Annotated in this window: 20 protein-coding genes and 1 pseudogene; 10 read left to right on the top strand and 11 right to left on the bottom strand. The window is 63.3% G+C overall.

Translation table 11 applies throughout. The features are described from left to right. Positions 1-3 precede the first annotated feature (3 nt). The 3 genes and pseudogenes from ACLH1U_RS12810 to ACLH1U_RS12800 all read left to right on the top strand — a co-directional run bounded on the left by ACLH1U_RS12810 (position 4) and on the right by ACLH1U_RS12800 (position 1,441). Positions 4-747 (top strand): SDR family NAD(P)-dependent oxidoreductase, encoded by a 744-nt coding sequence (locus ACLH1U_RS12810; protein ID WP_023288792.1) that lies wholly within the window; start codon positions 4-6, stop codon positions 745-747. 231 nt (positions 748-978) lie between these two features. Beyond that, positions 979-1,062: pseudogene (locus ACLH1U_RS12805) on the top strand (type II toxin-antitoxin system RelE/ParE family toxin); the annotation flags it as partial. Next, positions 1,037-1,441: a helix-turn-helix domain-containing protein gene (locus ACLH1U_RS12800; RefSeq protein WP_032455082.1), complete on the top strand. Its 405-nt coding sequence runs from the start codon at positions 1,037-1,039 to the stop codon at positions 1,439-1,441. The pseudogene ACLH1U_RS12805 and the gene ACLH1U_RS12800, both read left to right, overlap by 26 nt. Here the strand turns inward: ACLH1U_RS12800 and ACLH1U_RS12795 are convergent. The 7 genes from ACLH1U_RS12795 to entC all read right to left on the bottom strand — a co-directional run bounded on the left by ACLH1U_RS12795 (position 1,438) and on the right by entC (position 9,183). After that, positions 1,438-1,635: a YbdD/YjiX family protein gene (locus tag ACLH1U_RS12795; protein WP_023288790.1), complete on the bottom strand. Its 198-nt coding sequence runs from the start codon at positions 1,633-1,635 to the stop codon at positions 1,438-1,440. The two genes, ACLH1U_RS12800 and ACLH1U_RS12795, sit on opposite strands and share 4 nt — an antisense overlap. A gap of 60 nt (positions 1,636-1,695) precedes the next feature. Beyond that, positions 1,696-3,801 (bottom strand): pyruvate/proton symporter CstA, encoded by a 2,106-nt coding sequence (gene cstA, locus ACLH1U_RS12790; RefSeq protein ID WP_023288789.1) that lies wholly within the window; start codon positions 3,799-3,801, stop codon positions 1,696-1,698. A 555-nt stretch (positions 3,802-4,356) separates the two neighbouring features. Further along, the gene (gene entH / locus ACLH1U_RS12785) at positions 4,357-4,770 is read right to left on the bottom strand and encodes a proofreading thioesterase EntH (protein ID WP_023319943.1); all 414 of its coding nucleotides are present in this window, start codon (positions 4,768-4,770) and stop codon (positions 4,357-4,359) included. Beyond that, positions 4,771-5,517 (bottom strand): 2,3-dihydro-2,3-dihydroxybenzoate dehydrogenase EntA, encoded by a 747-nt coding sequence (entA, locus tag ACLH1U_RS12780; protein WP_086076143.1) that lies wholly within the window; start codon positions 5,515-5,517, stop codon positions 4,771-4,773. A gap of 8 nt (positions 5,518-5,525) precedes the next feature. Then, complete coding sequence (gene entB, locus ACLH1U_RS12775; RefSeq protein WP_048334361.1) at positions 5,526-6,377, bottom strand: enterobactin biosynthesis bifunctional isochorismatase/aryl carrier protein EntB; 852 nt, start codon at positions 6,375-6,377, stop codon at positions 5,526-5,528. A 13-nt stretch (positions 6,378-6,390) separates the two neighbouring features. Then, positions 6,391-7,998, bottom strand: a complete 1,608-nt coding sequence (gene entE / locus ACLH1U_RS12770) for a (2,3-dihydroxybenzoyl)adenylate synthase EntE (protein WP_072421329.1) — start codon at positions 7,996-7,998, stop codon at positions 6,391-6,393. 9 nt (positions 7,999-8,007) lie between these two features. Continuing rightward, positions 8,008-9,183, bottom strand: a complete 1,176-nt coding sequence (gene entC / locus ACLH1U_RS12765; protein WP_032455077.1) for an isochorismate synthase EntC — start codon at positions 9,181-9,183, stop codon at positions 8,008-8,010. A 188-nt stretch (positions 9,184-9,371) separates the two neighbouring features. Between entC and fepB the strand changes: the two genes are divergently transcribed. Continuing rightward, positions 9,372-10,331, top strand: a complete 960-nt coding sequence (gene fepB / locus ACLH1U_RS12760) for a Fe2+-enterobactin ABC transporter substrate-binding protein (protein WP_032455076.1) — start codon at positions 9,372-9,374, stop codon at positions 10,329-10,331. A 258-nt stretch (positions 10,332-10,589) separates the two neighbouring features. On the opposite strand, the gene entS is transcribed toward fepB, so the two are convergent. Further along, a complete protein-coding gene (gene entS, locus ACLH1U_RS12755) occupies positions 10,590-11,831 on the bottom strand; it encodes an enterobactin transporter EntS (protein ID WP_023288782.1) in 1,242 nt (413 codons plus the stop codon). A 112-nt stretch (positions 11,832-11,943) separates the two neighbouring features. Between entS and fepD the strand changes: the two genes are divergently transcribed. The 3 genes from fepD to fepC are packed head-to-tail and all read left to right on the top strand — an operon-like array spanning position 11,944 to position 14,731. After that, positions 11,944-12,951: a Fe(3+)-siderophore ABC transporter permease gene (gene fepD / locus ACLH1U_RS12750; RefSeq protein ID WP_411299281.1), complete on the top strand. Its 1,008-nt coding sequence runs from the start codon at positions 11,944-11,946 to the stop codon at positions 12,949-12,951. Next, positions 12,948-13,940 (top strand): iron-enterobactin ABC transporter permease, encoded by a 993-nt coding sequence (gene fepG / locus ACLH1U_RS12745; RefSeq protein ID WP_411299280.1) that lies wholly within the window; start codon positions 12,948-12,950, stop codon positions 13,938-13,940. Before fepD ends, fepG begins: the two co-directional genes overlap by 4 nt. Next, complete coding sequence (fepC, locus tag ACLH1U_RS12740) at positions 13,937-14,731, top strand: iron-enterobactin ABC transporter ATP-binding protein (protein ID WP_032455067.1); 795 nt, start codon at positions 13,937-13,939, stop codon at positions 14,729-14,731. Before fepG ends, fepC begins: the two co-directional genes overlap by 4 nt. Positions 14,732-14,795: 64 nt before the next feature. Here the strand turns inward: fepC and entF are convergent, their stop codons facing one another. From entF to fes, 3 genes are read right to left on the bottom strand one after another with little or no spacing between them, the layout of a single operon-like run. After that, positions 14,796-18,677: an enterobactin non-ribosomal peptide synthetase EntF gene (gene entF / locus ACLH1U_RS12735; protein ID WP_322358133.1), complete on the bottom strand. Its 3,882-nt coding sequence runs from the start codon at positions 18,675-18,677 to the stop codon at positions 14,796-14,798. A gap of 10 nt (positions 18,678-18,687) precedes the next feature. Beyond that, positions 18,688-18,891: an MbtH family protein gene (locus tag ACLH1U_RS12730; protein WP_032455062.1), complete on the bottom strand. Its 204-nt coding sequence runs from the start codon at positions 18,889-18,891 to the stop codon at positions 18,688-18,690. A 27-nt stretch (positions 18,892-18,918) separates the two neighbouring features. Further along, on the bottom strand, positions 18,919-20,127 hold the full coding sequence (fes, locus tag ACLH1U_RS12725) for an enterochelin esterase (RefSeq protein WP_048297001.1): 1,209 nt from the start codon (positions 20,125-20,127) through the stop codon (positions 18,919-18,921). A 259-nt stretch (positions 20,128-20,386) separates the two neighbouring features. On the opposite strand from fes, the gene fepA reads away from it, so the two are divergent. The 3 genes from fepA (at position 20,387) to ACLH1U_RS12710 (ending at position 24,400) form a co-directional block, all read left to right on the top strand. Next, a complete protein-coding gene (gene fepA, locus ACLH1U_RS12720; protein ID WP_032455059.1) occupies positions 20,387-22,615 on the top strand; it encodes a siderophore enterobactin receptor FepA in 2,229 nt (742 codons plus the stop codon). A gap of 66 nt (positions 22,616-22,681) precedes the next feature. Then, on the top strand, positions 22,682-23,341 hold the full coding sequence (gene entD, locus ACLH1U_RS12715; RefSeq protein WP_101861799.1) for an enterobactin synthase subunit EntD: 660 nt from the start codon (positions 22,682-22,684) through the stop codon (positions 23,339-23,341). Positions 23,342-23,458: 117 nt separating this feature from the next. Beyond that, entirely contained in the window at positions 23,459-24,400 is a 942-nt protein-coding gene (locus tag ACLH1U_RS12710; RefSeq protein ID WP_004178959.1) for a D-ribose ABC transporter substrate-binding protein, read from the top strand. Positions 24,401-24,407: the final 7 nt, after the last annotated feature.

Genomic DNA, 24,407 nt, shown 5'->3' with positions numbered 1-24,407 from the left:
ATCATGCAGATCGATTTAACAGGTAAGAAGGCGCTGGTTACCGGCGCCAGCCGTGGGTTGGGTCGGGCTATCGCCCTGTCGCTGGCGCGCGCCGGCGCCGATGTGGTTATTACGTATGAAAAATCGGCCGATAAAGCCCAGGCGGTCGCCGACGAAATAAAAGCGCTGGGCCGGCACGGTGAAGCAGTGCAGGCCGACAGCGCCAGCGCGCAGGCGATTCAGGATGCCGTCACCCATGCGGCGCGTTCCCTCGGCGGGCTGGACATTCTGGTCAACAACGCCGGGATCGCGCGCGGCGGCCCGCTGGAGTCCATGACGCTGGCGGACATCGACGCGCTTATCAACGTCAATATTCGTGGGGTGGTTATCGCCATCCAGGAGGCGCTGGTGCATATGTCAGACGGCGGGCGCATCATCAACATCGGCAGCTGTCTGGCTAACCGCGTGGCGCAGCCGGGCATCGCGGTTTACTCGATGACCAAGTCCGCCCTCAACTCCCTTACCCGCGGCCTGGCGCGCGATTTAGGCCCCCGCGGGATCACCGTTAACCTCGTCCATCCCGGCCCGACCAACAGCGATATGAACCCGGAAGACGGCGAGCAGGCCGATGCCCAGCGTCAACTTATTGCGTTAGGTCACTACGGCCAGCCGGAAGACATCGCCGCGGCGGTCACCTTCCTCGCCAGCCCGGCCGCCGGGCAGATCTCCGGCACCGGGCTGGACGTGGATGGCGGTTTGAACGCCTGATCGCACATTTTCTGCAAGCCTCTGTCGCCCGGCAGAGGCCTTTTCGAGCCGCCTCGACGGGTTGCGTTTTGCCGCTTACCTGCGTTTTTTCTCGCTCTACCCTACCCCATAAGAAATTCGGAATTTATCTAATAGTCTTATTATTTCCTTATATTTAGTGTGGTCGTACAGTGGAGGTACGGATGAAGATTGTCTGGTCAAAAACGGCAGATAAGCCATTTTCTAAAATCGATAGTGGCGGTTAAACGCCGAACCACCACCACCTACCTGCATGAGGAGCATGCCGAATATGACTATTCAGTACATCAAGGATGAAGAAGGAAAAGACCAGTATGTCGTCATTCCTTACAGTGATTACTTTCGTATGCGCCTGGCTCTGCTGGAGTACGACGACGAGGATGAAAGCGACTGGGAAGATATTCCTTATGAATCAGACATCTATGATAACGTCATGCTGCCAGGCGAAGTATGCGACGTGATGCATAAAGAAAACGTCAGCCTGCAGGCTGCGTGGCGCATCCTGCGCGGGATGTCCCAGCAGGAGGTCGCCGAAAAGCTCGGCATCAGCCAGTCCGCCGTGTCACAGCTGGAAGCGCTGGACTCCCGTCCGCAGAAGCGCACCCGCGAGAAGCTAGCGGCGCTCTACGGCTGTAAGCAGGAGCAGATCAGCCTCTATCTGCCGAAAGAGGGTTAACAGCACTTCGCCCCGCCCTTGCCGCCGTAGCGGGCGTCCTGGCGTTCGCGGAAAAATGCTTCGTAGGTCATTGGCGTCTGATCCGGATGGTTGACGCGCATGTGCTCGACGTAGTTGTCGTAATCCGGCACGCCGATCATCATTTTGGCGGCCTGGCCCAGGTACTTACCTGCTTTGGAAAGGGTGTCGAACATAATTCTGATCTCACAGAAAAAGTACGCCGGGTAAGGCGAAGCCGCCACCCGGCACACAGGTTAATGCGCCCCTTTCGCCTGGGTCACTATCGCGTCCAGGTTTTCAGGCATTGGCTCATACGGTGTCTCTTTCGCCGTCGGTTTATTCTCTTTCAGCGCCGCCAGCGCGGTTTTAATCGAGAACAGCGCCAGCACCACCACCACGATCATAAAGAAGATGGTCAGCCCGGCATCGAGACGGTTGTTAAACACCAGCTGCGCCAGCTGCGACTCGGTGTACTGCGCCGGGATTTTGCCGCTGTCGATCATCGCCTGGAACTTGTTGGCAATCGCCAGGAAGCCCACTTTATTGTCCGGGCTGAAGGCCTTCTGCCAGCCGGCGGTGAGGGTACAGATCAGCAGCCAGGCAGTCGGCACCAGCGCCACCCACGCATAGCGCTGACGTTTCATCTTGAACAGCACCACTGCGCAGAGCATCAGCGCCATCCCCGCCAGCATCTGGTTGGCGATACCGAACAGCGGCCACAGGGTGTTAATGCCGCCCAGCGGATCGACCACTCCCTGATGGAGGAAGTAGCCCCATGCCAGCACGCACAGCGCCGTCGCCAGCAGGTTAGCCGGTAACGAGTCAGTACGCTTCAGGTTCGGGGATATCACCCCCAGCAGATCCTGCAGCATAAAGCGCGCCGCACGGGTGCCGGCATCCACCGCCGTCAGGATAAACAGCGCTTCAAACAGAATGGCGAAGTGGTACCAGAACGAGACGTCCATCAACCCGCCCAGCGCGCCGTGGAGAATGTAGGCCATGCCCACCGCCAGCGTAGGCGCCCCGCCGGCGCGGGAGATGATGGACTGCTCGCCCACCTCATTCGCGATATGCGTCAACGTTTCCGGGGTAATCGCAAAGCCCCAACCGCTCACCACCTGCGCCGCCGAGGCCACCACATCGGTGGTTCCCGCCGGCGCCAGCACCGCCATCGGGCTATTCATCGCGAAGTAGACGCCCGGGTCAATGATACAGGCGGCCACCAGCGCCATAATCGCCACGAAGGATTCCATCAGCATGCCGCCGTAGCCGATAAAGCAGGCCTGATTTTCATTCGCCAGCATCTTCGGCGTGGTACCGGAGGCAATCAGGGCGTGGAAGCCCGACACCGCGCCGCAAGCGATGGTGATAAACAGGAACGGGAACAGGTTGCCAGTCCATACCGGGCCAGTGCCGTCGATAAATTTGGTCAGCGCCGGCATGGTCAGGGTCGGACGCATAATCAGAATGCCGATCGCCAGACCGACGATAGTGCCGATTTTCAGGAAGGTGGAGAGGTAGTCGCGCGGGGCGAGCAGCAGCCAGACCGGCAGCACTGCGGCGACAAAGCCGTAGCCCACCAGCATCCAGGTGAGCTGGACGCCGGTAAAGTCAAAGAACGGCGCCCAGGTCGGGCTTTCCGCTACCCAGCCGCCGGAGATAATGGCGAACACCAGCAATACCAGCCCAATCACCGACACTTCGCCAATGCGCCCCGGGCGCAGATAGCGAATATAGATCCCCATAAACAGCGCCAGCGGAATGGTAAAGGCCACGGTATAGGTTCCCCACGGGCTGTGGGTCAGCGCTTTCACCACGATCATCGCCAGCACCGCGAGGATGATCACCATGATCATAAAGGTCGCCACCAGGGCAATCACCCCGGCGGTCGCCCCCATCTCCTCTTTCACCAGCTCGCCCAGCGAACGGCCGTCGCGACGGGTGGAAACGAACAGCACCATAAAGTCCTGCACCGCCCCGGCCAGCACTACGCCGGCGAGGATCCAGATCATCCCCGGCAGATAGCCCATCTGCGCGGCGAGCACCGGGCCCACCAGCGGCCCCGCGCCGGCGATGGCGGCAAAATGGTGACCGAACAGCACTTTTTTGTCAGTCGGGACATAGTCGAGGCCATCGTTATGCCGCACCGCGGGCGTCATGCGCGTCGGGTCGACGCCGAGCACGGTTTTGGCGATATACAGGCCGTAAAAACGATACGCGATCAGATAAACGCAGACTGCCGCGACGACAATCCACAGCGCGTTGATCTGCTCACCCCGGTTTAAAGCAATGTAGCCGAGGGCAAAGGCTCCGATCACGGAGAGCAGTGCCCAGATAAGGTATTTCCCTGAATTATTCATTGTTGTGGTCCACCGGTAGGGTAATCAGGATGTTACAGTTTGTTTCTAGAACACAACGCAGAATTTAACAACATCGAAACAGCGCAGATGCCGTCCACCCACAGAGATTTGTCTCACATTGCTAGCGAGATCACTTAAGGCAGGAAAATGAATGAAAGGATTATCGTGAACGGTGCCGTTTGTTTGTCGGGTGGCGGCTAACGCCTTACCCGACCTACAGATCCGTAGTCCGGCTAAGCGCAGCGCAAGCCGGGGAAACAGCGGCTTCCTGACCGAGAAACCGTAGCCCTGCTAAGTACAGCCGAGCAGGGATATTCCCGGATGGCGGCGCGCTGCGCCTTATCCGGGCTACCCATTGCGCCGATACGTAGCCCGGCTAAGCGCAGCGCAAGCCGGGGAAACAGCGGCTTCCTGGCCCAGAAACCGTAGCCCTGCTAAGCGCAGCGCGAGCAGGGAGATTCCCGGATGGCGGCGCGCTGCGCCTTATCCGGGCTACCCATTGCGCCGATACGTAGCCCGGCTAAGCGTAGCGCAAGCCGGGGAAAGCGTGGCTACTTAGCCCAGCACCGCGGTGCCCAGACGACAGGTGCAGCAGCGCCGCCCCTTCTCGTCATACACCACAATCTCCCAGCTCTGGCTCTGCCGGCCAAGATGCAGCGGGCGGCACTCGCCGCGCACTTTCCCGCTGGAGACCGCCCGGTGATGGGTGGCGTTCAGCTCGGTGCCCACCACGCACTGCCCCTCTTCGGTCATCAGCCAGCCGGCCATCGACCCCAGCGTCTCCGCCAGCGCCGCTGAGGCCCCGCCGTGCAGCAGGCCAAACGGCTGATGGGTGCGGGCATCCACCGGCATTTCCGCCTCCAGCAGCCCCGCCTCCAGCCGGGTGTAGACGATCCCCAAATGCGCCACCAGGGTGTTTTCGCTGCTGGCGTTCAGCGCCGCCAGCGTGAGCGCTCGTTTCCAGGCCATTTACGCCCCCAGCGTCGAGCCGCCGTCCACCACGATATCCTGCAGGGTGATATGGCTGGCATGAGCAGAGGCGAGGAACAGAATGGTATTCGCAATCTCCTGCGGGCGGGCAATTTTACCCAGCGGGATGCCGAGCTTAAACTGCTCGCCGAAACCGCGGATCCGTTGCTGCTCCGCATCGTCGCTGACCCACAGCGTGCGCTGCATATCGGTATCGGTAGAGCCCGGCGATACCAGATTACAGCGCACCCCGCTGCCCGCCAGCTCAAGGCCGACGGTCAGCGCCAGGCTTTTCAGCGCCGCCTTCGAGGCGCCATAGGCGCTCATGCCGATGCGCGGCGTGTGCGCGGCATCGGAGGCGACGGTGACGATGGCCCCGCCCCGCTGGCGACGGAACTGGGCCATCGTCTGCTGAAACAGGTTGAACGCCCCGCCGACGTTGACCGCGAAGGTCTGCTGCCAGTCTTCCGCGCTTAGCTGGTCGGTGGCGCCCATGCGCAGGATCCCGGCGGCGTTCACCAGCACGTCTAACCGCTCGGTGTTCGCCAACAGGCGGCTGCACACCTCGCGCACCCGGTCGGCATCGGCGACGTCCAGCGTTTCGGTCGCAAACGGGTAGCGTTCGCCGTCAAAGGCGAGGTCGAAACCGGTGACGTTGGCGCCGGCCTCCACAAAAGCCAGCGCGGTGGCATAACCGATCCCTTTACCTGCGCCGGTCACCCACACGGTCTGACCGCAAAAATCCAGCGCCGCCATTATCGCACCTCGCGGGAAAGCAGCGCCCACCAGGCGTCGATGGTCGGGTTTTTCGCCAGCATCACGAAGTCGATATCGCCGTGCACTTTGCGCCAGCGGGCGGCCAGGGCCATCATCCGCACCGAATCCAGACCGTAGTCGATCAGGTTTTCATCATCCAGCGGTTCGTCGGATTCGTCGAGCAGCGGCAGGATCAGCGCGCGCAGCGCCGCTTTGGAGGCCGGCAGCGGCAACAGCGCTTCGGTCATCACCACGCGGCCGGAGCGGCCGGCGACGTATTTCAGCGCCATCAGGTGCTCTTCGCGGCTGAAGTCCGCCAGCGCGTCGGCGACAAAGAACGGTTTGATATCGCGCATAAAGGCGTCGGTGGCGGTGGTCATGCAGCCGATATGGGCATACACGCCGGTGATGATCAGCTGGTCGCGGCCGCTCTCCTTCAGCATCGCCTCCAACGGCGAGCGATGAAACGCGCTGTAGCGCCATTTCACCAGCACGGTGTCGTCTTCATCCGGCGCCAGGGCGGCAATCACCTGCTGCTGCTCCGGCGAACGGGTCAGCCCCGGCCCCCACATATCATTCAGCAGCGCGCGATCTTCATCGCTCTGCTCTTTCGGCTGGGCGGTGTAGTACACCGGAATGCCGTTCTGTTTGCAGAAGTCGCGCAGGGCGGCGATATTGGCCACCACTTTCTCCATCATCGCGCTGTTTTCGCCCCAGAAATTGAGGAAATACTCCTGCATATCGTGGATCAGCAGCGCGGCGCGGGAGGGCTCAAAGGCCCAGCTGACTTTGTTCGCCGGGATATCGCTGGCTTCCGGCAGCGCGTAAGCCTGTAATTTAGGGATTGCCATTTTCTGTTCTCCTTCAGCCCAGCTTGCCTTCGGCCAGCCACTGACGTAATTGTTTCTTATCGACTTTGCCCACCGGCGTCAGCGGCAGCGCGGCAACGCACTCCACGCGGTCCGGCAGTTTAAATTCAGCCACCCCCTGCTCGCGCAGGAAGCGGCGCACCGCGACGGCGCGCAGCGGCGAGGTCGCCACCAGGTAAGCGCAGCTCTTCTCGCCCAGCAGGTTGTCTTCAATGCTGACCAGCGCGGCGTGGATCACCGCCTCATGGCGCAGCAGCAGGTTTTCGATCTCTTCGGCGGCGATCTTCTCGCCGCCGCGGTTGATCTGGTCTTTTTCCCGGCCCTGGACGGTGATATACCCGTCTTCATCGATCGATATCAGATCGCCGGAACAGTAAAACCCGTCGGCGTCAAAGGCTTCCGCGTTATGCTGCGGGCTGTTGTAGTAGCCGCGGAAGGTGTACGGCCCGCGGGTCATCAGGCGGCCCACTTCGCCGCGCGGCAGCGGGTTGCCGTCGGCATCCGCCACCCACACTTCATCGTCCGGGCACATCGGGCAGCCCTGGGTATGAATGATCCGCTCAGGGCTGTCGTTAAGGCGGGTGTAATTCACCAGCCCCTCCGCCATGCCGAACACCTGCTGCAGCTGGCAGCCAATTTCCGCCGGGATGCGCGCGGCAAGGGTCGCCGACAGGCGCGCGCCGCCGACCTGCAGCAGCTGCAGCGACTGCAGCTGGGCATTGCCGCCCCATTCATGGATCGCCTGCAGCCACAGGCTGACCGCCGGCGGCACCAGCGAGGCGACGTTGATCTGATGTTTTTCAATCAGCGGGAAACAGAGGGTGGCGCTGGGGTCGGCGGCAAGGATCACTCGCCCGCCGGCGAGGAAAACGCCCAGCGACCCCGGGGAGCTCATCGCATAGTTATGCGCCGCCGGCAGCGCGTTGAGGTAGCGCGTCTCAGCGTTAATCCCGCAGATCTCGTTGCTGCGGCGGATACTGTAGTCGTAGTCGTTATGGGTACGCGGGATCAGCTTCGGCGTCCCGGTGCTGCCGCCGGAGAGCTGGAAAAAGGCCACTTCGTCGGCAGGGGTTGGGTTAGCGATAAAGTTATCCGCCGGGCGGTTAATCTCCGTCGCCAGATCGCGCTCGCCGCCGTCGTTACGCAGCAGCGCCACGCGCAGGGAAGGATGTTCAGCGATAAACGCGTGAAGAAAGCTATCGTCGGCAAAGAGCGCGTGCTCGCGGTCGGCGATCAGCAGCGCCGGTTTAATCTGCGCGGCGTAGGCGTTAAGCTCGCTGCGCTGGTGGCTGAACAACGCGTTCACCGGCGCGACGCCGATGCGCAGCAGCGCGAAGAAGGTGATGTAAAACTCGGCGACGTTGCCCAGCTGCACCAGCGCGGTTTCCCCGCGCTTCAGTCCCTGACGCTGCAGAGAGCAGGCAAGGTTGTCCACCCGCTGGTTAAACTGGCGGTAGCTAATGTGTCGATCGCCATCGATAATCGCCACGGCGTCGTTTTCCGCGTGACGGGTGATCAGATTGGTTAATGGCAGATCCTGCCAGTAGCCTTTTTGGCGATAGCGGGCCGCGAACTCATCCGGCCAACGGGTAAATGCAATCATCCTTGCCTCTTAATTCAAGCCAAATACGTTAAGCATGGTGGTCAGTTTGACGCCGGTTTCGCGCCATTCGCCCAGCGGCGAGGAGGCCGGAACGATGCCTGCGCCGGCAAACAGGCGCAGCGTACGCTGCTGCAGACGCGCGCAGCGGATGGTCACCACCCATTCGCCGTTGCCTTCATCGTCACACCAGCCGACGATGCCGCCGAACAGCTGGCGGTCGAAGGGTTCCAGGTCGGCAATCAGGCGCTTCGCCGCCTGGTGCGGGAAGCCGCTCAGCGCCGGCGTCGGGTGCAGCAGGCAGGCCAGCGACATGGCGTTTTCTTCCGCCAGCGCCGTGCCCTCGATCGGCGTCGCCAGATGCCAGAGCGTTGGGGTGGTGATCAGCTGCGGCGATGCCGGCAGCGACAGCTGGCTGCTGCGCGGGCCCAGCACGCTCTTCATCGCCTGGGTCACCAGTTCGTGCTCGTGGCGATCTTTGCCGGACGCCAGCAGCCTGTTGCCCGCTTCGCGGTCCAGCACATCGTCCGGCTGGCGGCGGGCGGAGCCGGCCAGCGGCAGCGAGCTGAAGTGCGGTCCTTCTTTGCGCAGCAGCAGCTCCGGGCTGGCGCCCAGCAGCACGCCGCCGTCGGAGAGCGGCACATGGAAGTTGAAGCTGGCGGGGTTCTGGGCGATCAGTCGCTCCATCAGGGCGCCGCTATCGACAGGATCGCGGGTGGTGATATCGATAAGTCGTGATAGCACCACTTTGTCCACTTCCGGAGTGGCGGTCAGCGCGGCGGCGCGTTCCACCATGGCTAAAAACGCATCCTGTTCCGGGATCTCCCGGCGCTCCACCACCTCCATCGTCTCCAGCGGCGCGGCATAGCGGGCGGAACGCTGTTTTTCCGGGCGCGAGAACGCTTCCCAGCGCTCCGGGATATAGAGCTCGGAAGGCTGACAGGTGTCGAACGGGATGGCCCCAACCATCACCGGCTTGCGGATCCCCGCCGCCCGGGCCTCGGCAAAGGCGGCGGCCATCTGCTGCTGGAACTCGCCATTCAGCGCATCGCCGCCGTCGGCGGGCGCTGAGAAGCGGCGGAAGCAGCCTGAGGTGCTAAAACTGCGGTACGGCGACATAAAGAAGAAGCTGTCCGGCGATAAGGTCCGGGTAGATTTCTGTACATCCTCAGCCAGTGACGTTTCCATATCATCCTCCAAAAACGATAAATATATTACGAATAATTATCATTTGTATTTTGGTTGGCTAACCTAAAAGGTATTGCCCGTCATGTCAACCGCGTTACGTCATCGCGCCGCCACTTTGGCTTGCATCCTGTCGGCGCAAAGTTGAAAATGAGACGCATTTATTACCCTTCGAATCAGGATGCGATGACGTGAACTTCTCTTCTTTTTACCGCCGCGGTGCGCTGGCCGGCATGCTGTTGTTTTTAGGAATTACCTCAGCCCAGGCGGCGGACTGGCCGCGCCAGGTCACCGACAGCTACGGAACGCACACCCTGCCGAGCCAGCCGCTGCGCATTGTCTCCACCAGCGTGACCCTCACCGGCTCGCTGCTGGCGATCGACGCCCCGGTGGTCGCCAGCGGCGCCACCACCCCGAACAACCGCGTGGCCGATAGCCAGGGCTTTCTGCGCCAGTGGAGTGAGGTCGCCAAAGCCCGCAAGCTGACGCGGCTGTACATCGGCGAACCGAGCGCGGAAGCGGTGGCCGCCCAGATGCCGGATCTGATCCTGGTGAGCGCCACCGGCGGCGACTCCGCCCTGCCGCTGTACGATCAGCTCAAAACGATCGCCCCGACGCTGGTCATCAACTATGACGATAAAAGCTGGCAAACGCTGCTTACCCAGTTGGGGCAGATCACCGGCCATGAGCAGCAGGCCAGCGCGCGCATCGCCGACTTCAATAAACAGCTCGTTTCGTTAAAAGAAAAAATGAAGCTGCCGCCGCAGCCGGTCACCGCCCTCGTCTATACCGCCGCCGCGCACAGCGCCAATATCTGGACGCCGGAATCGGCCCAGGGGCAGATGCTCGAACAGCTGGGCTTTAGCCTGGCGACGCTGCCGGGCGGCCTGCCCGCCAGCCATAGTCAGGGCAAACGCCACGATATCGTGCAGCTGGGCGGGGAGAATCTGGCCGCCGGTCTGAACGGCCAGAGCCTGTTCCTGTTCGCCGGCGACCAGAAAGATGTCGATGCCATTTACGCCAACCCGCTGCTGGCGCATCTCCCGGCGGTCGAAGGCAAACGCGTTTACCCGCTGGGCACCGAGACCTTCCGTCTTGACTACTACAGCGCCCTGCTAGTGCTCCAGCGTCTCTCCAGCCTGTTCGGCTAACGCGGGCCGTGCCATCGGGACGGGTACGCGGCCTGAACGCTTTGCCGGGCGGCGCTACGCTTGCACCGGCCTACAATGCTTGCGCCCTCCAGGCCAGACCCCAGGCCCGGTAAGGCGTAGCCGCCACCGGGCATCAGGACGGGTACGCGGTCGGAACACCTTGCCGGGCGGCGCGGCGCTTGCCCGGCCTACAACGCCCGAGGCCCCAGTACCGTAGGCCCGGTAAGCCGTAGCCGCCACCGGGCAATCGCACCGTACTCAGCTTTCGTTGACTATTTCCGGGCGCTGGAAACGGCGCAGCTCGCGTAGCAGCCCCACCAGCAGCACGCCGACGAGGGCCAGCGCCCAGCCGCTGGCGCTGGCGGAAGCGACCGGCGTCATCACCGCCCCTAACCCGCCGAGCAGCGCCGCGCCGATGGCGTCGCCGGTAACGTTCTGCGCGGTCCACAGACCGTTAATTCGCCCGAGCATATGTTCCGGCGTCTGGGTCTGGATCAGGGTGTACTGCAGCAGCGAGCTAATAGCGCTCAGCCAGCCAAACAGCGCCAGGCACAGCGCGCCCAACGCCCAGTGCGGCATCAGGCTGAACAGCGCAATGGCGACAAAGGAGCACACCGTCGTCGCCAGCATCAGCGCGCCCGGCCGCACGGTCTGGGCCAGCTGGCCGCTGGTCAACGCCCCCAGCGCCGCGCCGAGCGGAATCGCGGCGTACAGCAGGCCAATCTGCCCGGCCGACATCTGCCAGCTCCCGGCCAGCGCCGGATAGAGCACCCGCACCGCGCTGGCCATGGTCAGCAGGCCGCCGAGCAGCGCAATCCCGCCGATAAGCGGACTCTGGCAGAGGAAGGTCAGCCCCGCCAGCAGGGCACGCAGCGGATGCTCGCGCGGCTGCGGAGGCGGCGGCAGCTGTGGCAGACGCAGCAGGGTTAAGGTGGTGATAAAGGTCCCCGCCGCCGCCAGGCCGAAATTCCAGGCCACACCGCCGGAGGCCAGCAGCAGGCCGCCGATCATCGGCGAAATCACCGAGCCCAGACGCACCGTGAGCATAGTGATGGCCCCGGCCTGCATCAGATTTTCCCGCCCCACCAGCGCCGGCGTCGCCGCCAGCAGCGCGGTCACCCCCAACGAGGCGAAGAACCCATCCCAGATCCCCAGCAGGTAGATCGCCGCCAGCGACGGCTCCGGCAGCAGGGCGTTCAGACACAGGCCGACAAAGCCCACGCCGCAGGTGCCGCGCGCCAGCAGGATCAGGCGTTTGCGCTCATAGCGGTCGGCCAGTACCCCCCCCACCATCAGGCCAATAAACATCGACGCGCCGGTCAGCGTCACCGACAACCCGACCTGCCAGGTCGAATGGGTCATCATCTGGATCTGCACCGGGATGGCCACGCCCAGCAGGCCAAGCGACAGAATAGAGATAAAGCGAGCGATAAAAACGGCGCGAAACGCCGGGTGAGTTTTCAGCAGGCTGAGGTTGAGCAGCCAGGATTGTCGGTTCATTACAGCGCCTTGTCGTTATTTTTAATACCCTTTTTACTGTGGGTCATGCTACCATAGCTGAATAAAATCGATAACGATAATTACTATCATTATCATATCAGGGATGTCAGTTATGTCGTTTTCTACGACCGCGGTACGCTCTGTCGCCGTGCCCGGATTGTTGCTGTTACTCGCCTTAGCCGCCGCGCTTAGCCTGACCATCGGCGCCAAATCGTTGCCGATCGGCACGGTATTCACCGCCTTTAGCGGAACCTGTCAAAGCGCCGACTGCACCATCGTGCTGGACGCGCGCCTGCCGCGCACCCTGGCCGGTCTGCTGGCCGGCGTCGCCCTCGGCCTCGCCGGCGCGCTGATGCAAACGCTCACCCGTAACCCGCTGGCCGACCCCGGCCTGCTGGGGGTCAACTCCGGCGCCAGCTTCGCCATCGTCCTCGGCGCGGCGCTGTTCGGGATCACCTCCCCGCAGGAACAGCTGCTGCTGGCGTTTTGCGGTGCGCTCTGCGCCTCGCTGCTGGTGGCCTTCACCGGCAGTCAGGGCGGCGGCCAGCTGAGCCCGGTGCGCCTCACCCTCGCCGGGGTCGCCCTCGCGGCGGTACTGGAGGGGCTGTCCAACGGCATCGCCCTGCTCAACCCGGACGTCTACGATCAGCTGCGCTTCTGGCAGGCCGGTTCGCTGGATATCCGCACCCTGCAGACGCTGAAAATTGTCCTGCTGCCGGTGGCGATGGCGGGGATCGCCGCCCTGCTGCTGAGCCGGGCGCTTAACAGCCTGAGCCTCGGTAACGATACCGCCACCGCCCTCGGCAGCCGCGTCGCCCGCACCCAGCTGATCGGCCTGATTGTGATTACCGTCCTGTGCGGCAGCGCTACCGCCGTGGTCGGGCCGATCGCCTTTATCGGCCTGATGATGCCGCATATGGCCCGCTGGCTGGTGGGGGCCGATCATCGCTGGTCGCTGCCGGTCACCCTGCTGGCCACCCCGGCCCTGCTGCTGTTTGCCGACGTGATTGGCCGCCTGCTGGTGCCCGGCGAACTGCGGGTATCGGTGGTGAGCGCCTTTCTCGGCGCGCCGGTGCTGATCTGGCTGGTGCGGCGCCAGCCGCGCGGAGGTGGCCAGTGATTGCCCCGTCCCGCCGCCTGATAGCCAGCTGTCTGCTGCTGATGGCCGCCAGCCTGTTGATTTCCCTGCTCGGGCTGGCGCAAGGCCCGGTGCCGCTAACGATTGACCAGGTCTTCTCCGCCCTGTTCGGCGACGCGCCGCGCAACGTCGCGATGGTGGTGAACGAATGGCGGCTGCCGCGGGTGTTAATGGCGCTGCTCATCGGCGCCGCGCTCGGCGTCAGCGGCGCCATTTTCCAGTCGCTGACCCGTAACCCGCTCGGCAGCCCGGACGTGATGGGCTTTAACACCGGCGCCTGGAGCGGCGTGCTGGTGGCGATGGTTCTCTTCGGCCAGAACCTGACGGCGATTGCCCTGGCGGCGATGGCCGGCGGGGTACTCACCTCGCTGGTGGTCTGGCTGCTGGCCTGGCGCAATGGGATCGAGACCTTTCGCCTGATTATTATCGGCATCGGCGTGCGCGCCATGCTGGTGGCCTTCAACACCTGGCTGCTGCTGCGCGCCTCGCTGGAGACCGCCCTTTCTGCGGGCCTGTGGAACGCCGGATCGCTTAACGGCCTGACCTGGGGTAAAACCTGGCCGTCGGCGCCGCTGATCCTGCTGATGCTGGTGGGCAGCGCCCTGCTGGTTCGTCGGATGCGGCTGCTGGAGATGGGCGACGATACCGCCTGCGCGCTGGGCGTGCAGGTCGAGCGTTCGCGCCTGCTGCTGATGCTGGTGGCGGTGGTGCTCACCGCCGCCTCGACGGCGCTGGCCGGGCCCATCTCATTTATCGCGCTGGTGGCGCCGCACATCGCCCGCCGCCTGAGCGGCACGGCCCGCTGGGGATTGAACCAGTCGGCCCTGTGCGGCGCGCTGCTGCTGGCGCTGGCCGATTACGGCGCCCAGCGGCTGTTTATGCCCTGGCAGCTGCCGGTGGGCGTACTAACCGTCAGCCTCGGCGGTATTTACCTTATTGCATTGTTGATTCAGGAGTCCCGCAAAAAATGAGTGCTGTCCCCTCCCGTTTGCGCGGCGAGCAGTTAACCCTGGCCTACGGGAACAAGACCATCGCCGAGTCGCTGAACGTGACCATCCCTGACGGCCACTTCACCGCCATTATCGGCCCCAACGGCTGCGGCAAGTCGACACTGCTGCGCACCCTCAGCCGTCTGATGACGCCGGCCAGCGGCCATGTCTGGCTCGACGGCGCGCAGATCCAGCAGTACGCCAGTAAAGAGGTTGCCCGCCGCATCGGCTTGCTGGCGCAAAATGCCACCACCCCTGGCGATATTACGGTGCAGGAGCTGGTGGCCCGCGGGCGCTACCCGCACCAGCCGCTGTTCACCCGCTGGCGCAAAGAAGATGAAGCGGCGGTGAATAATGCGATGCGGGCCACCGGGATCAGCGACCTGGCGCTGCAGAGCGTCGATACGCTTTCCGGCGGCCAGCGGCAGCGGGCGTGGATTGCGATGGTGCTGGCCCAGGAGACGGCGATTATGCTGCTGGATGAGCCGACCACCTGGCTGGACATCAGCCATCAGATCGACCTGCTGGAGCTGTTGAGCGAGCTGAATCGCGAGAAGGGCTATACCCTGGCGGCGGTGCTGCACGATCTGAACCAGGCCTGCCGCTATGCCACCCACCTGATCGCCCTGCGCGACGGTAAGATCGTCGCCGAGGGGGCGCCGAAGGAGATCGTCACGGCGGATCTGATTGAACGGATTTACGGTCTGCGCTGCACGATCATTGAGGATCCGGTGGCGCATACGCCGCTGGTGGTGCCGCTGGGCCGCCGGTAATTTCCCCTTTCCCCGGCTTGCGCGACGCTGAGCCGGGCTACCTGCTGTAGCCCGAACTCAACCGTTATCCCAGAATCTCCCTGACTACCGGGCCGATGGCTTCAAAGGCCTGCGGGGAGATAATGTCGACGTGGGCGCAGTTCTGGCTGAACACCTCCAGCTCGCCCACCCACGGGCCCCATACGACCTGCGGATCCATCCCCGCCTGCCGCGTCTTCTCCGCCACGAACAGCGTCGCCTTGCCGTCAAACTTCGCGCTGTGCGCGGTGGTTAACAGCCGCACCGCGTCGGCATAGTTGCCTTCGATGGCGCTGAACAGCTCGCCGGAGGCTTGCCCTTGCTGGGCGGCGAGGAACGCTTCGCGCTCGCGGGCAATTTCCGCCAGCACCGCCGGATCCAGCCCGTTCGCCTCTTTCTCCGCCCAGTTTTGCGTCTCCGGCGGCCAGGTATCCAGCAGGCCGAGGAAGGCCACCGCTTCGCCGCGCTGGCGCAAGCGGGCGGCAATGCCCTGGGCTAAGGTGCCGCCGAGCGAATAACCGAACAGATAATAAGGACCGTGCGGCTGCTGCGCCAACAGCGTTTGCAGATGATGCTCGCACACCTCGTCGAGGCTGGCGGCGCCGGCCATCGGCCCCTGCGGGCGCGGCGACTGAATACCGGTAATCGACCAGCGCGGGCTGAGATAGCGCGCGAGCACGCTGAACTGCCAGGCGAAGCCGGAGGCCGGATGGAAACAGAACAGCGTTGGGCCGTCGCTCTCGCGCAGCGGCAGAAGCGCATCCAGCCCCAGGCGCTGAGCCTGCTCATCGCTGAGATCGGCGGCCAGCAGCACGCTCAGTTTGCCCACCGTCGAGGCCACCATCACCTGCCCCGGGGTCACCTGCCGCGCCAGCTGGCGGCTGAGCTGCGCCGCCAGGCGCATCGCCAGCAGCGAATGGCCGCCGAGGGCGAAGAAATCAGCGTCGATATCATTCACCTCGCAGCCCAGAAGCTGACTGAAGGCGGCGGCGACAACGGTTTCCATCCCGGGCTCCGGCGGCCGGCCGCTGCGCTCGCCGCCGAGGGTCGGCAGCGGCAGCGCTTTGCGGTCCAGTTTGCCATTGGCGCTGAGCGGCAGGTCGGGGAGCTGCATCAGCACCACCGGGACCATATGCGGCGGCAGCTGTTCCGCCAGCCGCGCTTTCAGCGCCGCGGTATCCAGCGGCAGGCCGGAGTCAGAGACCAGATAGCCCACCAGCTGCCGGGCATCGCCGCCGGTCGCCGCCGCCTGGTTGAAGACGCAGGCGTGACTCACCGCCTGCGCCACGTCCGGCAGGGCCGACATCACCCGGTCAATCTCGCCAAGCTCGATGCGCTGCCCGCGGATCTTCAGCTGATCGTCGCTGCGGCCAAGATACTCCACCGCGCCGTTCGCCAGCCAGCGCGCCACGTCGCCGGTGCGATACATCCGCTCGCCGGGGGCAAACGGGTCGGCGATAAAGCGGCTGGCGGTGAGGTCCGGACGCCCCAGATAGCCCTGCGCCAGCTGAATGCCGGTGAGATAGAGATCCCCCGCCACCCCCGGCGGCACCGGGCGCATCGCGGCATCGAGAATGCGCAGCCCGGTGTTCCATACCGGCCAGCCAATCGGCACGCTGCTGCCGGTCACCGCCGCCAGCTCAGGCCCGCAGGCCGGATACCAGCTGACGTCCACCGCCGCTTCCGTCGGGCCGTACAGGTTATGCAGCGGCGCGCCGGTCAAGCGCTCCCATTCGCGGCACAATTCTGTCGGCAGCGCTTCGCCGCTGCAGAATACCCGCCGCAGCGTGCGGCAGGCGGCCACGCTGTCGGCATCCAGCGAGGCGACAAACGCCGCCAGCATCGACGGCACAAAGTGGGTGGTGGTCACGCCGTAGTGGGCGAAGAACTGCTGCATCGCCTGCGGGTCGCGGTGCGCCTCCGGCTCGGCCATCACCAGCTGCGCGCCGGCGATAAACGGCCACCAGAACTCCCACACCGAAACGTCAAAACTGCACGGCGTTTTCTGCGCCACCACGTCGTCGGCAGATAACGGATAACGATCCTGCATCCACAGCAGGCGGTTGACGATGGCGGTCTGGCCGACCATCACCCCTTTTGGCCGCCCGGTGGAGCCAGAGGTAAAGATGATATAGGCGGTATGCTCCGGTTTTGACAGCGCCAGCGGCGCGTCATCCGCAACGGCCAGCGGCTGCTGGTAGCAGAGGCTCTCCAGCCCGGGGATATCGCTGAAGCGGGCCAGCTGATCCTCCGTGGCGATCAGCAGCGACGGCCGGGCGTCTTCCAGCATCATCCGCAGGCGGTCGTCCGGGTAGCCAGTGTCCAGCGGCAGCCAGGCGGCTCCCGCTTCGACAATGCCGTGCAGCGCCAGGGTCAGGAACACCGAGCGCGGCAGGGCCACCGCCACGCTGTCGCCCGGCTTCACGCCGCGCTGACGCAGCAGCTGCGCAAGCGCCACTACCTGCTGACGCATCTCACGATAGCTGAACTGCCAGTTAGCATCCGCCAGCGCCGGAGCATCCGGGGTCTTCCGCGCCTGGTCGGCCACCAGCGCGCTTAGGGTGGTGGCGGGCAGCGGCATAGCGGTATCGTTGACCGCCGCCAGCCGGGCCTGCTCGTCGGCGGAGAGCATCTCCGCTTCGCCGCAGCGTAGCGTCGGATCGGCGGCAAACTGCGCCAGCAGCGCGGTCAGTCTCGCCATGTGGCGACGCAGCTCGGCTTCATCGTACCGGGCCTTGTTAGCGAGGATCTCCAGCGACAGCCCGCCGGTCTCATCCGGGAACAGCGCCAGCTCGAGGTCGTTGACCGGGCCGGTGGCGAGGGTGTGAGTCACCGCCTCGACGCCGTCGATATCCACTTGGTAATCAAAGACTTTGACGTTCAGCACCGGGCCGAACAGCGGTTCGTCCCCGGCCGCTTTGCCGCTGTCGCGGACGATCTGCTCGGCGTCATAGCGCTGATGGCGGCGCATCTTTTTCAGCTGCGCGGCGAGGCGCATCGCCAGGTCCGCCAGCGTCTCCTGGGCGTCAATATGCACCGCCAGAGGCAGGACGTTGAGCACCGGCCCCGCCGAGGTCAGCGCCGCTGAGCCCATCCGGCGCATAAAGATAAAGCCCGCCGCGTAGTTCATCCGGTTGCACAGGCGGCCCAGCCACAGCGTGGTGAGCGCCAGCGCCAGGTCAGCGGGCTGACACTGCGGCGCATGGCCGGCCAGGCGGCGGAAGGCGTCGGCGTTCATCGCCAGCTTCATCCGCCAGATATCGCTCCCGGCGGCGCGCCCGCCCAGCGGGGCGGCAGAGAGCGAGGCGGGAGCCGGTAACGCCTGGCGCTGGGCCTGCCAGAAGGCTTTATCCCTCTGCCAGGCCTCGCTGCCGGCGTAGCGCTGGTACTCGTCCACCACTTCGGCAAAGGGGGTGAAAGGCGATTCCGGGGTGGCTTCTCCACGCTGCCAGGCGCGGTAAATGGCGGCGATCTGTCGGGTAATCGCCGGGAAACTGAAGCCATCCACCAGCAAGTGGTGATAGCGCTGATACCAGTACCAGCGGTCGTCGCCGACGCGCAGCAGCTGATGGCACACCAGCGGGTTGCCGCCATCGACGCGCAGATCCTGCGCCAGATCCGCCTGCATCCGCTCCGTGGCGGCGCTGTGCGGATCCGGCGCCGTACGCAGGTCAACGATCGGCGGTTCGCCAAAGGTGCGTTCCGCCGCCAGCCACTGCCAGACTTCCCCTTCCTCTTCCTCAAAGCGCAGGCTGAGGGTATCCGCCTGCTGCAGCCCGGCGACAATCGCCTTACCCAGCAGCGCCGGGTCGAGCGCGCCGCGCAGTTCAACATAGTGGGCCACGCTCCAGGCGCCAGGCAGAGTGGAGAGGCGCTCGGCCATCCAGATCCCCGGCTGCGCGGCAACCAGCGGTAAACGAGTGGTCATGGTCAGCTCCTTATGCCGCATGATGGGCGGGGGTCAGTGTCGGCCAGTTGGCCGCCAGCCAGGCGTTGCACGCCTCGACCGACTGCGGAGGGCACACCACCGTCCAGCCGGCAGGCAGCGCGCAATGCCCCGGCCACAGGCTGAACTGCCGCTGGTCATTGCGCAGAATGTAAAACTGCCCTTGCGGATTGTCGAAGGGGTTACTGAATTGCATATCAAACTCCTGTCGTAAAGCGCTGTGCTAAGGGGGCGACAGCAGAGGCTGCCAGAGCTGGATCAGCCCCGCCGTCAGCCCGCCGCGCCAGCAAAGCGCATCATGCCCGCCGTCAACCTGACGCCAGAAAATCGTCTGCTGCGTTGTGGTGAGTTGCGCCAGCAGCGCCTGGTTGGCGCGAAAAATAATCGGTTCACGCTGGCCCGCTTCCAGCCAGATGCGCAGCCCGGCCGCGGACGCCTCGCCCTGGCGGAGACGTTCGCCGATAAAGCCCGTCCCGCTGCCATCGCGATGCGGCCACCAGTAGGAGCCTGACTGGCTGAGCACGCAGCCAAAGCGCTGCGGCCAGTTGAGGGCGGCGAACATTGCCGCCAGGCCGCCGAAGCTTTGCCCGGCCACCACCGTCCGCTCCGGGCGGTCGCTGAACGGGACGTGACCGCGGACCAGCGGCAGGAGCTCCTCCTGCACCGCCAGCCAGAAATCGCGATGACAGGGCAGCTCAACCCCGCGGCGCTGGTTGTCGATCGCGTCGATCAGCAGGTAGACCGCCGGCGGCAGCCTCCCCTCGCGGGTCAGCGCGGCCAGCGGCGACCACACCGGCATGCTTTCGGCCCAGAACTGGCCGTCAAGCAGGATCGCCAGGGGCCGCGTTTGCGGGTCGACGGCCTCGCCGGGGGTGTAGATCCAGACCCGGCGATGGTTGCCCAGACGCGCGCTGCGCCACTCAAGGCAACGGGCGGGAGGATGCGCCTCATTAAGCAGATCCCAGCCGGGTTGCGCCGGCGCCTGCGGCATCTCCAGGGCGGAGACGCCATGGCCGCGTCCGCCACGCCAGCTGTGCGGGTTCAGCGGATCGGCTATCGCCCGCGGCAGCAGTTTGCGCCAGCCTTCGCGCAGCAGCGCGCGGTCCGGCTTATCGGCGCTGAACACCTCAGGGGAAAAATCATCGTCACGGTCGGAGGGAATAAAGCAGTAGCTGCCGCGCCAGGTCGGCGACAGCGTGGTTCGCCAGCACCAGGCGTCGGTCCCGGGCAGACGTTGCAGCGATTGCGGTCGCGCATTTTGATGGTGGTCGGTCACGCCGGTGATATAGAGCCATACCCGACGGCGTGGAGAACGCGTTTCATCCCCCGCCGGATCCCGCCACCAGAACGTCACCTCGATGGCGTCATCCACCGCCCGGGACTGCGGTCCCTGCAGGGTTCGCCACCACTCCTCGCTTCCTGTCGTTAACATTCAGTCATTAACCCTATGTATCGCGTGACTTTTTTAATTAATTGTCATTCTTTATTGATAATATTATTGATAACTATTTGCATTTGCAATAGCGTATTAGCGCGCCGTGGGAAGCGCGTCTTTCACAACACATGTCGAAGAGAGCTTATTCAGCTAGCGACGGAGTGCCTTTGCCCTCTTCCGGCAACATTTATGCCGCCTCCCCTCCCGGTGGGAAGGGGCGTTTGGGGAACGTGGCGACAAAAAAGCAGGAATAACAATGAATAACAGGATCAAATCCCTGGCCTTGCTGGTCAATCTGGGAATTTACGGGGTTGCTTTTCCGTTAAGCGCAGCGGAAACCGCCACCGACGATAAAAACAGCGCCGCGGAAGAGACCATGGTGGTCACCGCCGCCGAGCAGAACCTGCAGGCGCCGGGCGTCTCCACCATCACCGCCGATGAGATCCGCAAACGTCCGCCGGCGCGCGACGTCTCGGAGATCATTCGCACCATGCCGGGGGTCAACCTGACCGGCAACTCCACCAGCGGCCAGCGCGGGAATAACCGCCAGATTGATATCCGCGGCATGGGCCCGGAAAACACCCTGATCCTGATCGACGGCAAGCCGGTCACCAGCCGCAACTCTGTGCGTCTCGGCTGGCGCGGCGAGCGCGACACCCGCGGCGACACCAGCTGGGTGCCGCCGGAGATGATCGAACGCATCGAAGTGATTCGCGGCCCGGCCGCCGCCCGCTACGGCAACGGCGCCGCCGGCGGCGTGGTGAATATCATCACTAAAAAAACCGGCGATGAGTGGCACGGCTCCTGGAACACCTATATGAACGCCCCGGAGCACAAAGACGAAGGCTCCACCAAGCGCACCAACTTCAGCCTCAGCGGCCCGCTGGGCGGCGATTTCAGCTTCCGCCTGTTCGGTAACCTCGACAAAACCCAGGCCGACGCCTGGGACATCAACCAGGGCCATCAGTCCGAACGTACCGGGATCTATGCCGACACCCTGCCGGCCGGGCGCGAAGGGGTAAAAAATAAAAACATCGATGGTCTGGTGCGCTGGGAATTCGCCCCGATGCAGTCGCTGGAGTTTGAGGCCGGCTACAGCCGCCAGGGCAACCTCTACGCAGGCGACACCCAGAACACCAACTCCAACGACCTGGTAAAAGAGAACTACGGCAAAGAGACCAACCGTCTGTACCGCAACACCTACTCGGTCACCTGGAACGGCGCCTGGGACAACGGGGTGACCACCAGCAACTGGGCGCAGTACGAACGTACCCGCAACTCACGCAAAGGCGAAGGCCTGGCCGGGGGGACCGAGGGGATCTTCAACAGCAACCAGTTCACGGATATCGATCTGGCGGATGTGATGCTGCACAGCGAAGTCAGTATCCCGTTCGACTATCTGGTTAATCAGAACCTGACGCTGGGCAGCGAGTGGAACCAGCAGCGCATGAAGGATAAGGCCTCCAACACCCAGGCGCTGTCGGGGGGAGAAATTCCGGGCTACGACAGCACCGGCCGCAGCCCCTACTCGAAGGCGGAGATCTTCTCCCTGTTCGCTGAGAACAACATGGAGCTGACCGACACCACCATGCTGACCCCGGCGCTGCGTTTCGATCATCACAGCATCGTCGGCAACAACTGGAGCCCGTCCCTCAATCTGTCTCAGGGCCTGTGGGACGACTTCACGCTGAAGATGGGTATCGCCCGCGCCTATAAAGCGCCGAGCCTGTATCAGACCAACCCGAACTACATTCTCTACAGCAAAGGCCAGGGCTGCTACGCCAGTAAAGACGGCTGCTATCTGCAGGGGAATGAAGATTTAAAAGCCGAGACCAGCATCAACAAAGAGATTGGCCTCGAGTTTAAACGCGACGGCTGGCTGGCGGGCGTAACCTGGTTCCGCAACGATTACCGCAACAAGATTGAAGCTGGCTATGCTCCGGTCTATCAAAACGGTAAAGGTACCGATCTTTACCAGTGGGAAAACGTGCCGAAAGCGGTGGTGGAAGGCCTGGAAGGTACGCTGAACGTCCCGGTGAGCGAGACCGTGAACTGGACCAACAACATCACCTACATGCTGCAGAGTAAGAATAAAGAGACCGGCGATCGGCTGTCGATTATCCCGGAATACACGCTGAACTCCACGCTGAGCTGGCAGGTACGCGATGACGTTTCGCTGCAGTCGACCTTTACCTGGTACGGCAAACAGGAGCCGAAGAAGTACAACTATAAGGGTAAACCGGTCACCGGCAGCGAGAAGAACGAGGTCAGCCCCTACAGCATCCTCGGCCTGAGCGCGACCTGGGACGTGACCAAATACGTTAGTCTGACCGGCGGCGTGGATAACGTCTTCGACAAGCGCCACTGGCGCGCGGGCAACGCCCAGACCACCGGGGGCGCCACCGGCACGATGTACGGCGCCGGCGCCGAGACCTACAACGAATCGGGCCGCACCTGGTATATGAGCGTCAACACCCACTTCTGATAGCGGGTTCTCCCTCCCCCGCCCTTGCAGGATAAAGGGCGGGGACAACCGCGGTATACTTGCCTTATGCGCATTCTTCACTCCACCCTGCTGCTGGCCGGCTATCGCTTGCAGCACGTCGACTTCGACCCGGCGACTTTTCAGGCTGCCGATCTGTTGTGGTTGCCCTATCACGCCAGCCTGAGCGGCTGGAGCCGCAAGCGGCAGGCGGAGCACCTGGCCGGGCGCATCGCCGCGGTGTACGCCCTGCGCGAGGTGGGAGAAAAACGGCCTCCCGCGATTGGCGATCGGCGCCAGCCGCTGTGGCCCGCGCCCTGGTTCGGTAGTATCAGCCACTGCGGCCAGCGCGCGCTGGCGGTGGTCGCCGACCGGCCGGTGGGCGTCGACATCGAGCGCCGGTTTACTCCACAGCTGGCGGCGGAGCTGGAGAGCAGCATTATCAACGAGGCGGAAAAAAAGGTGCTATTGCACAGCGGCCTGCCCTTCCCGCTGGCGCTGACGCTGGCCTTTTCGGCGAAAGAGAGTGGGTTTAAGGCCTGGTCCTCTCACGCTTTAGCCCTGCCCGGCTTCCACAGCGCCCGGATTGTGGCACTCACTGCGCAGCAGATCCATTTACGTTTTACCGCCAGCTTCTCCGTACAGCTTGCTCATTTCACATTGCAAATCAACCATCTGATAAAAGACGATTTCGTTATTACCTGTACCTGCCCGCCTCGCGAAGCGTGATCCTTTTCGCTTTTTAAGAAATTACCTGTGCAAACCGTAGACAGTTCTGGCTGGCCGCTTTATGGTTACATTGAATAATAAATCATTATTGAATATATATTCAATGCGGAGATAATAATGAAAACCACCCTGATAAAGTCTGTTCTGTTTGCCTCCATGATGGCCGCATCTGGCTCACTTTTCGCCGCCGATAATGGCCTGATCGCAATCATTACCCCTTCACATGATAATCCGTTCTTTAAAGCCGAGGCTGACGGCGCAGCGGCGAAAGCGAAAGAGCTGGGTTACAGCACCCTGGTCGCCTCGCACGACGATGACGTCAACAAACAAAACCAATTGATTGAAACGGCTATTGCGCGGAAAGCCAAAGCCATCATCCTGGATAACGCTGGCGCGGATGCCACCGTCGGCCCGCTGGAAAAAGCAAAAGCGGCAGGTGTGCCGGCATTTTTAATCGACAGAGAGATCAATAAAACCGGCGTCGCCGTGGCGCAGATTGTCTCTAACAACTATCAGGGCGCCCAGCTTGGCGCGGAAAAATTCGCCAGTCTCCTCAACGGTAAAGGCAAGTATGTCGAACTGTTAGGTCGTCAGTCCGACACCAACGCCAGCGTCCGCTCGCAGGGTTATCACGATGTGCTGGACGACTATCCCGAAATGAAAATGGTCGCCCAGCAGACGGCGAACTGGAGCCAGACGGAAGCCTTTACCCGTATGGAAGCTATTCTGCAGACGAATCCGGATATCGTCGGTGTGATTTCCGGCAACGATACCATGGCGCTGGGGGCGGAAGCGGCGCTGAAAGCTGCAGGTAAAAACGACGTGATTGTCGTCGGCTTCGACGGCAGCGACTACACGCGCGACTCGATACTCAAGCAGGGCAACATTAAAGCCACGGTTCTCCAGCCTGGCTGGAAGCAGGCGCAAATGGCTGTGGAACAGGCGGACTTTTTCCTGAAGAACGGGAAAGCCCAGAAAGAAGAGAAGCAGTTGATGGACTGCATCCTCATCGATAGTGGCAATGCGAAAAAACTCAACATGTTCAACCTCAGCGAGTAAGGCGGAA

Origin of the sequence: Klebsiella sp. 1SOBk5mer (genome assembly GCF_046603115.1) — a bacterium.
Taxonomy (GTDB): Bacteria; Pseudomonadota; Gammaproteobacteria; order Enterobacterales; family Enterobacteriaceae; genus Klebsiella; species Klebsiella quasipneumoniae.
Note: the sequence above shows the minus strand (reverse complement) of the source record. Positions and strands in the feature narration are given on the sequence as shown.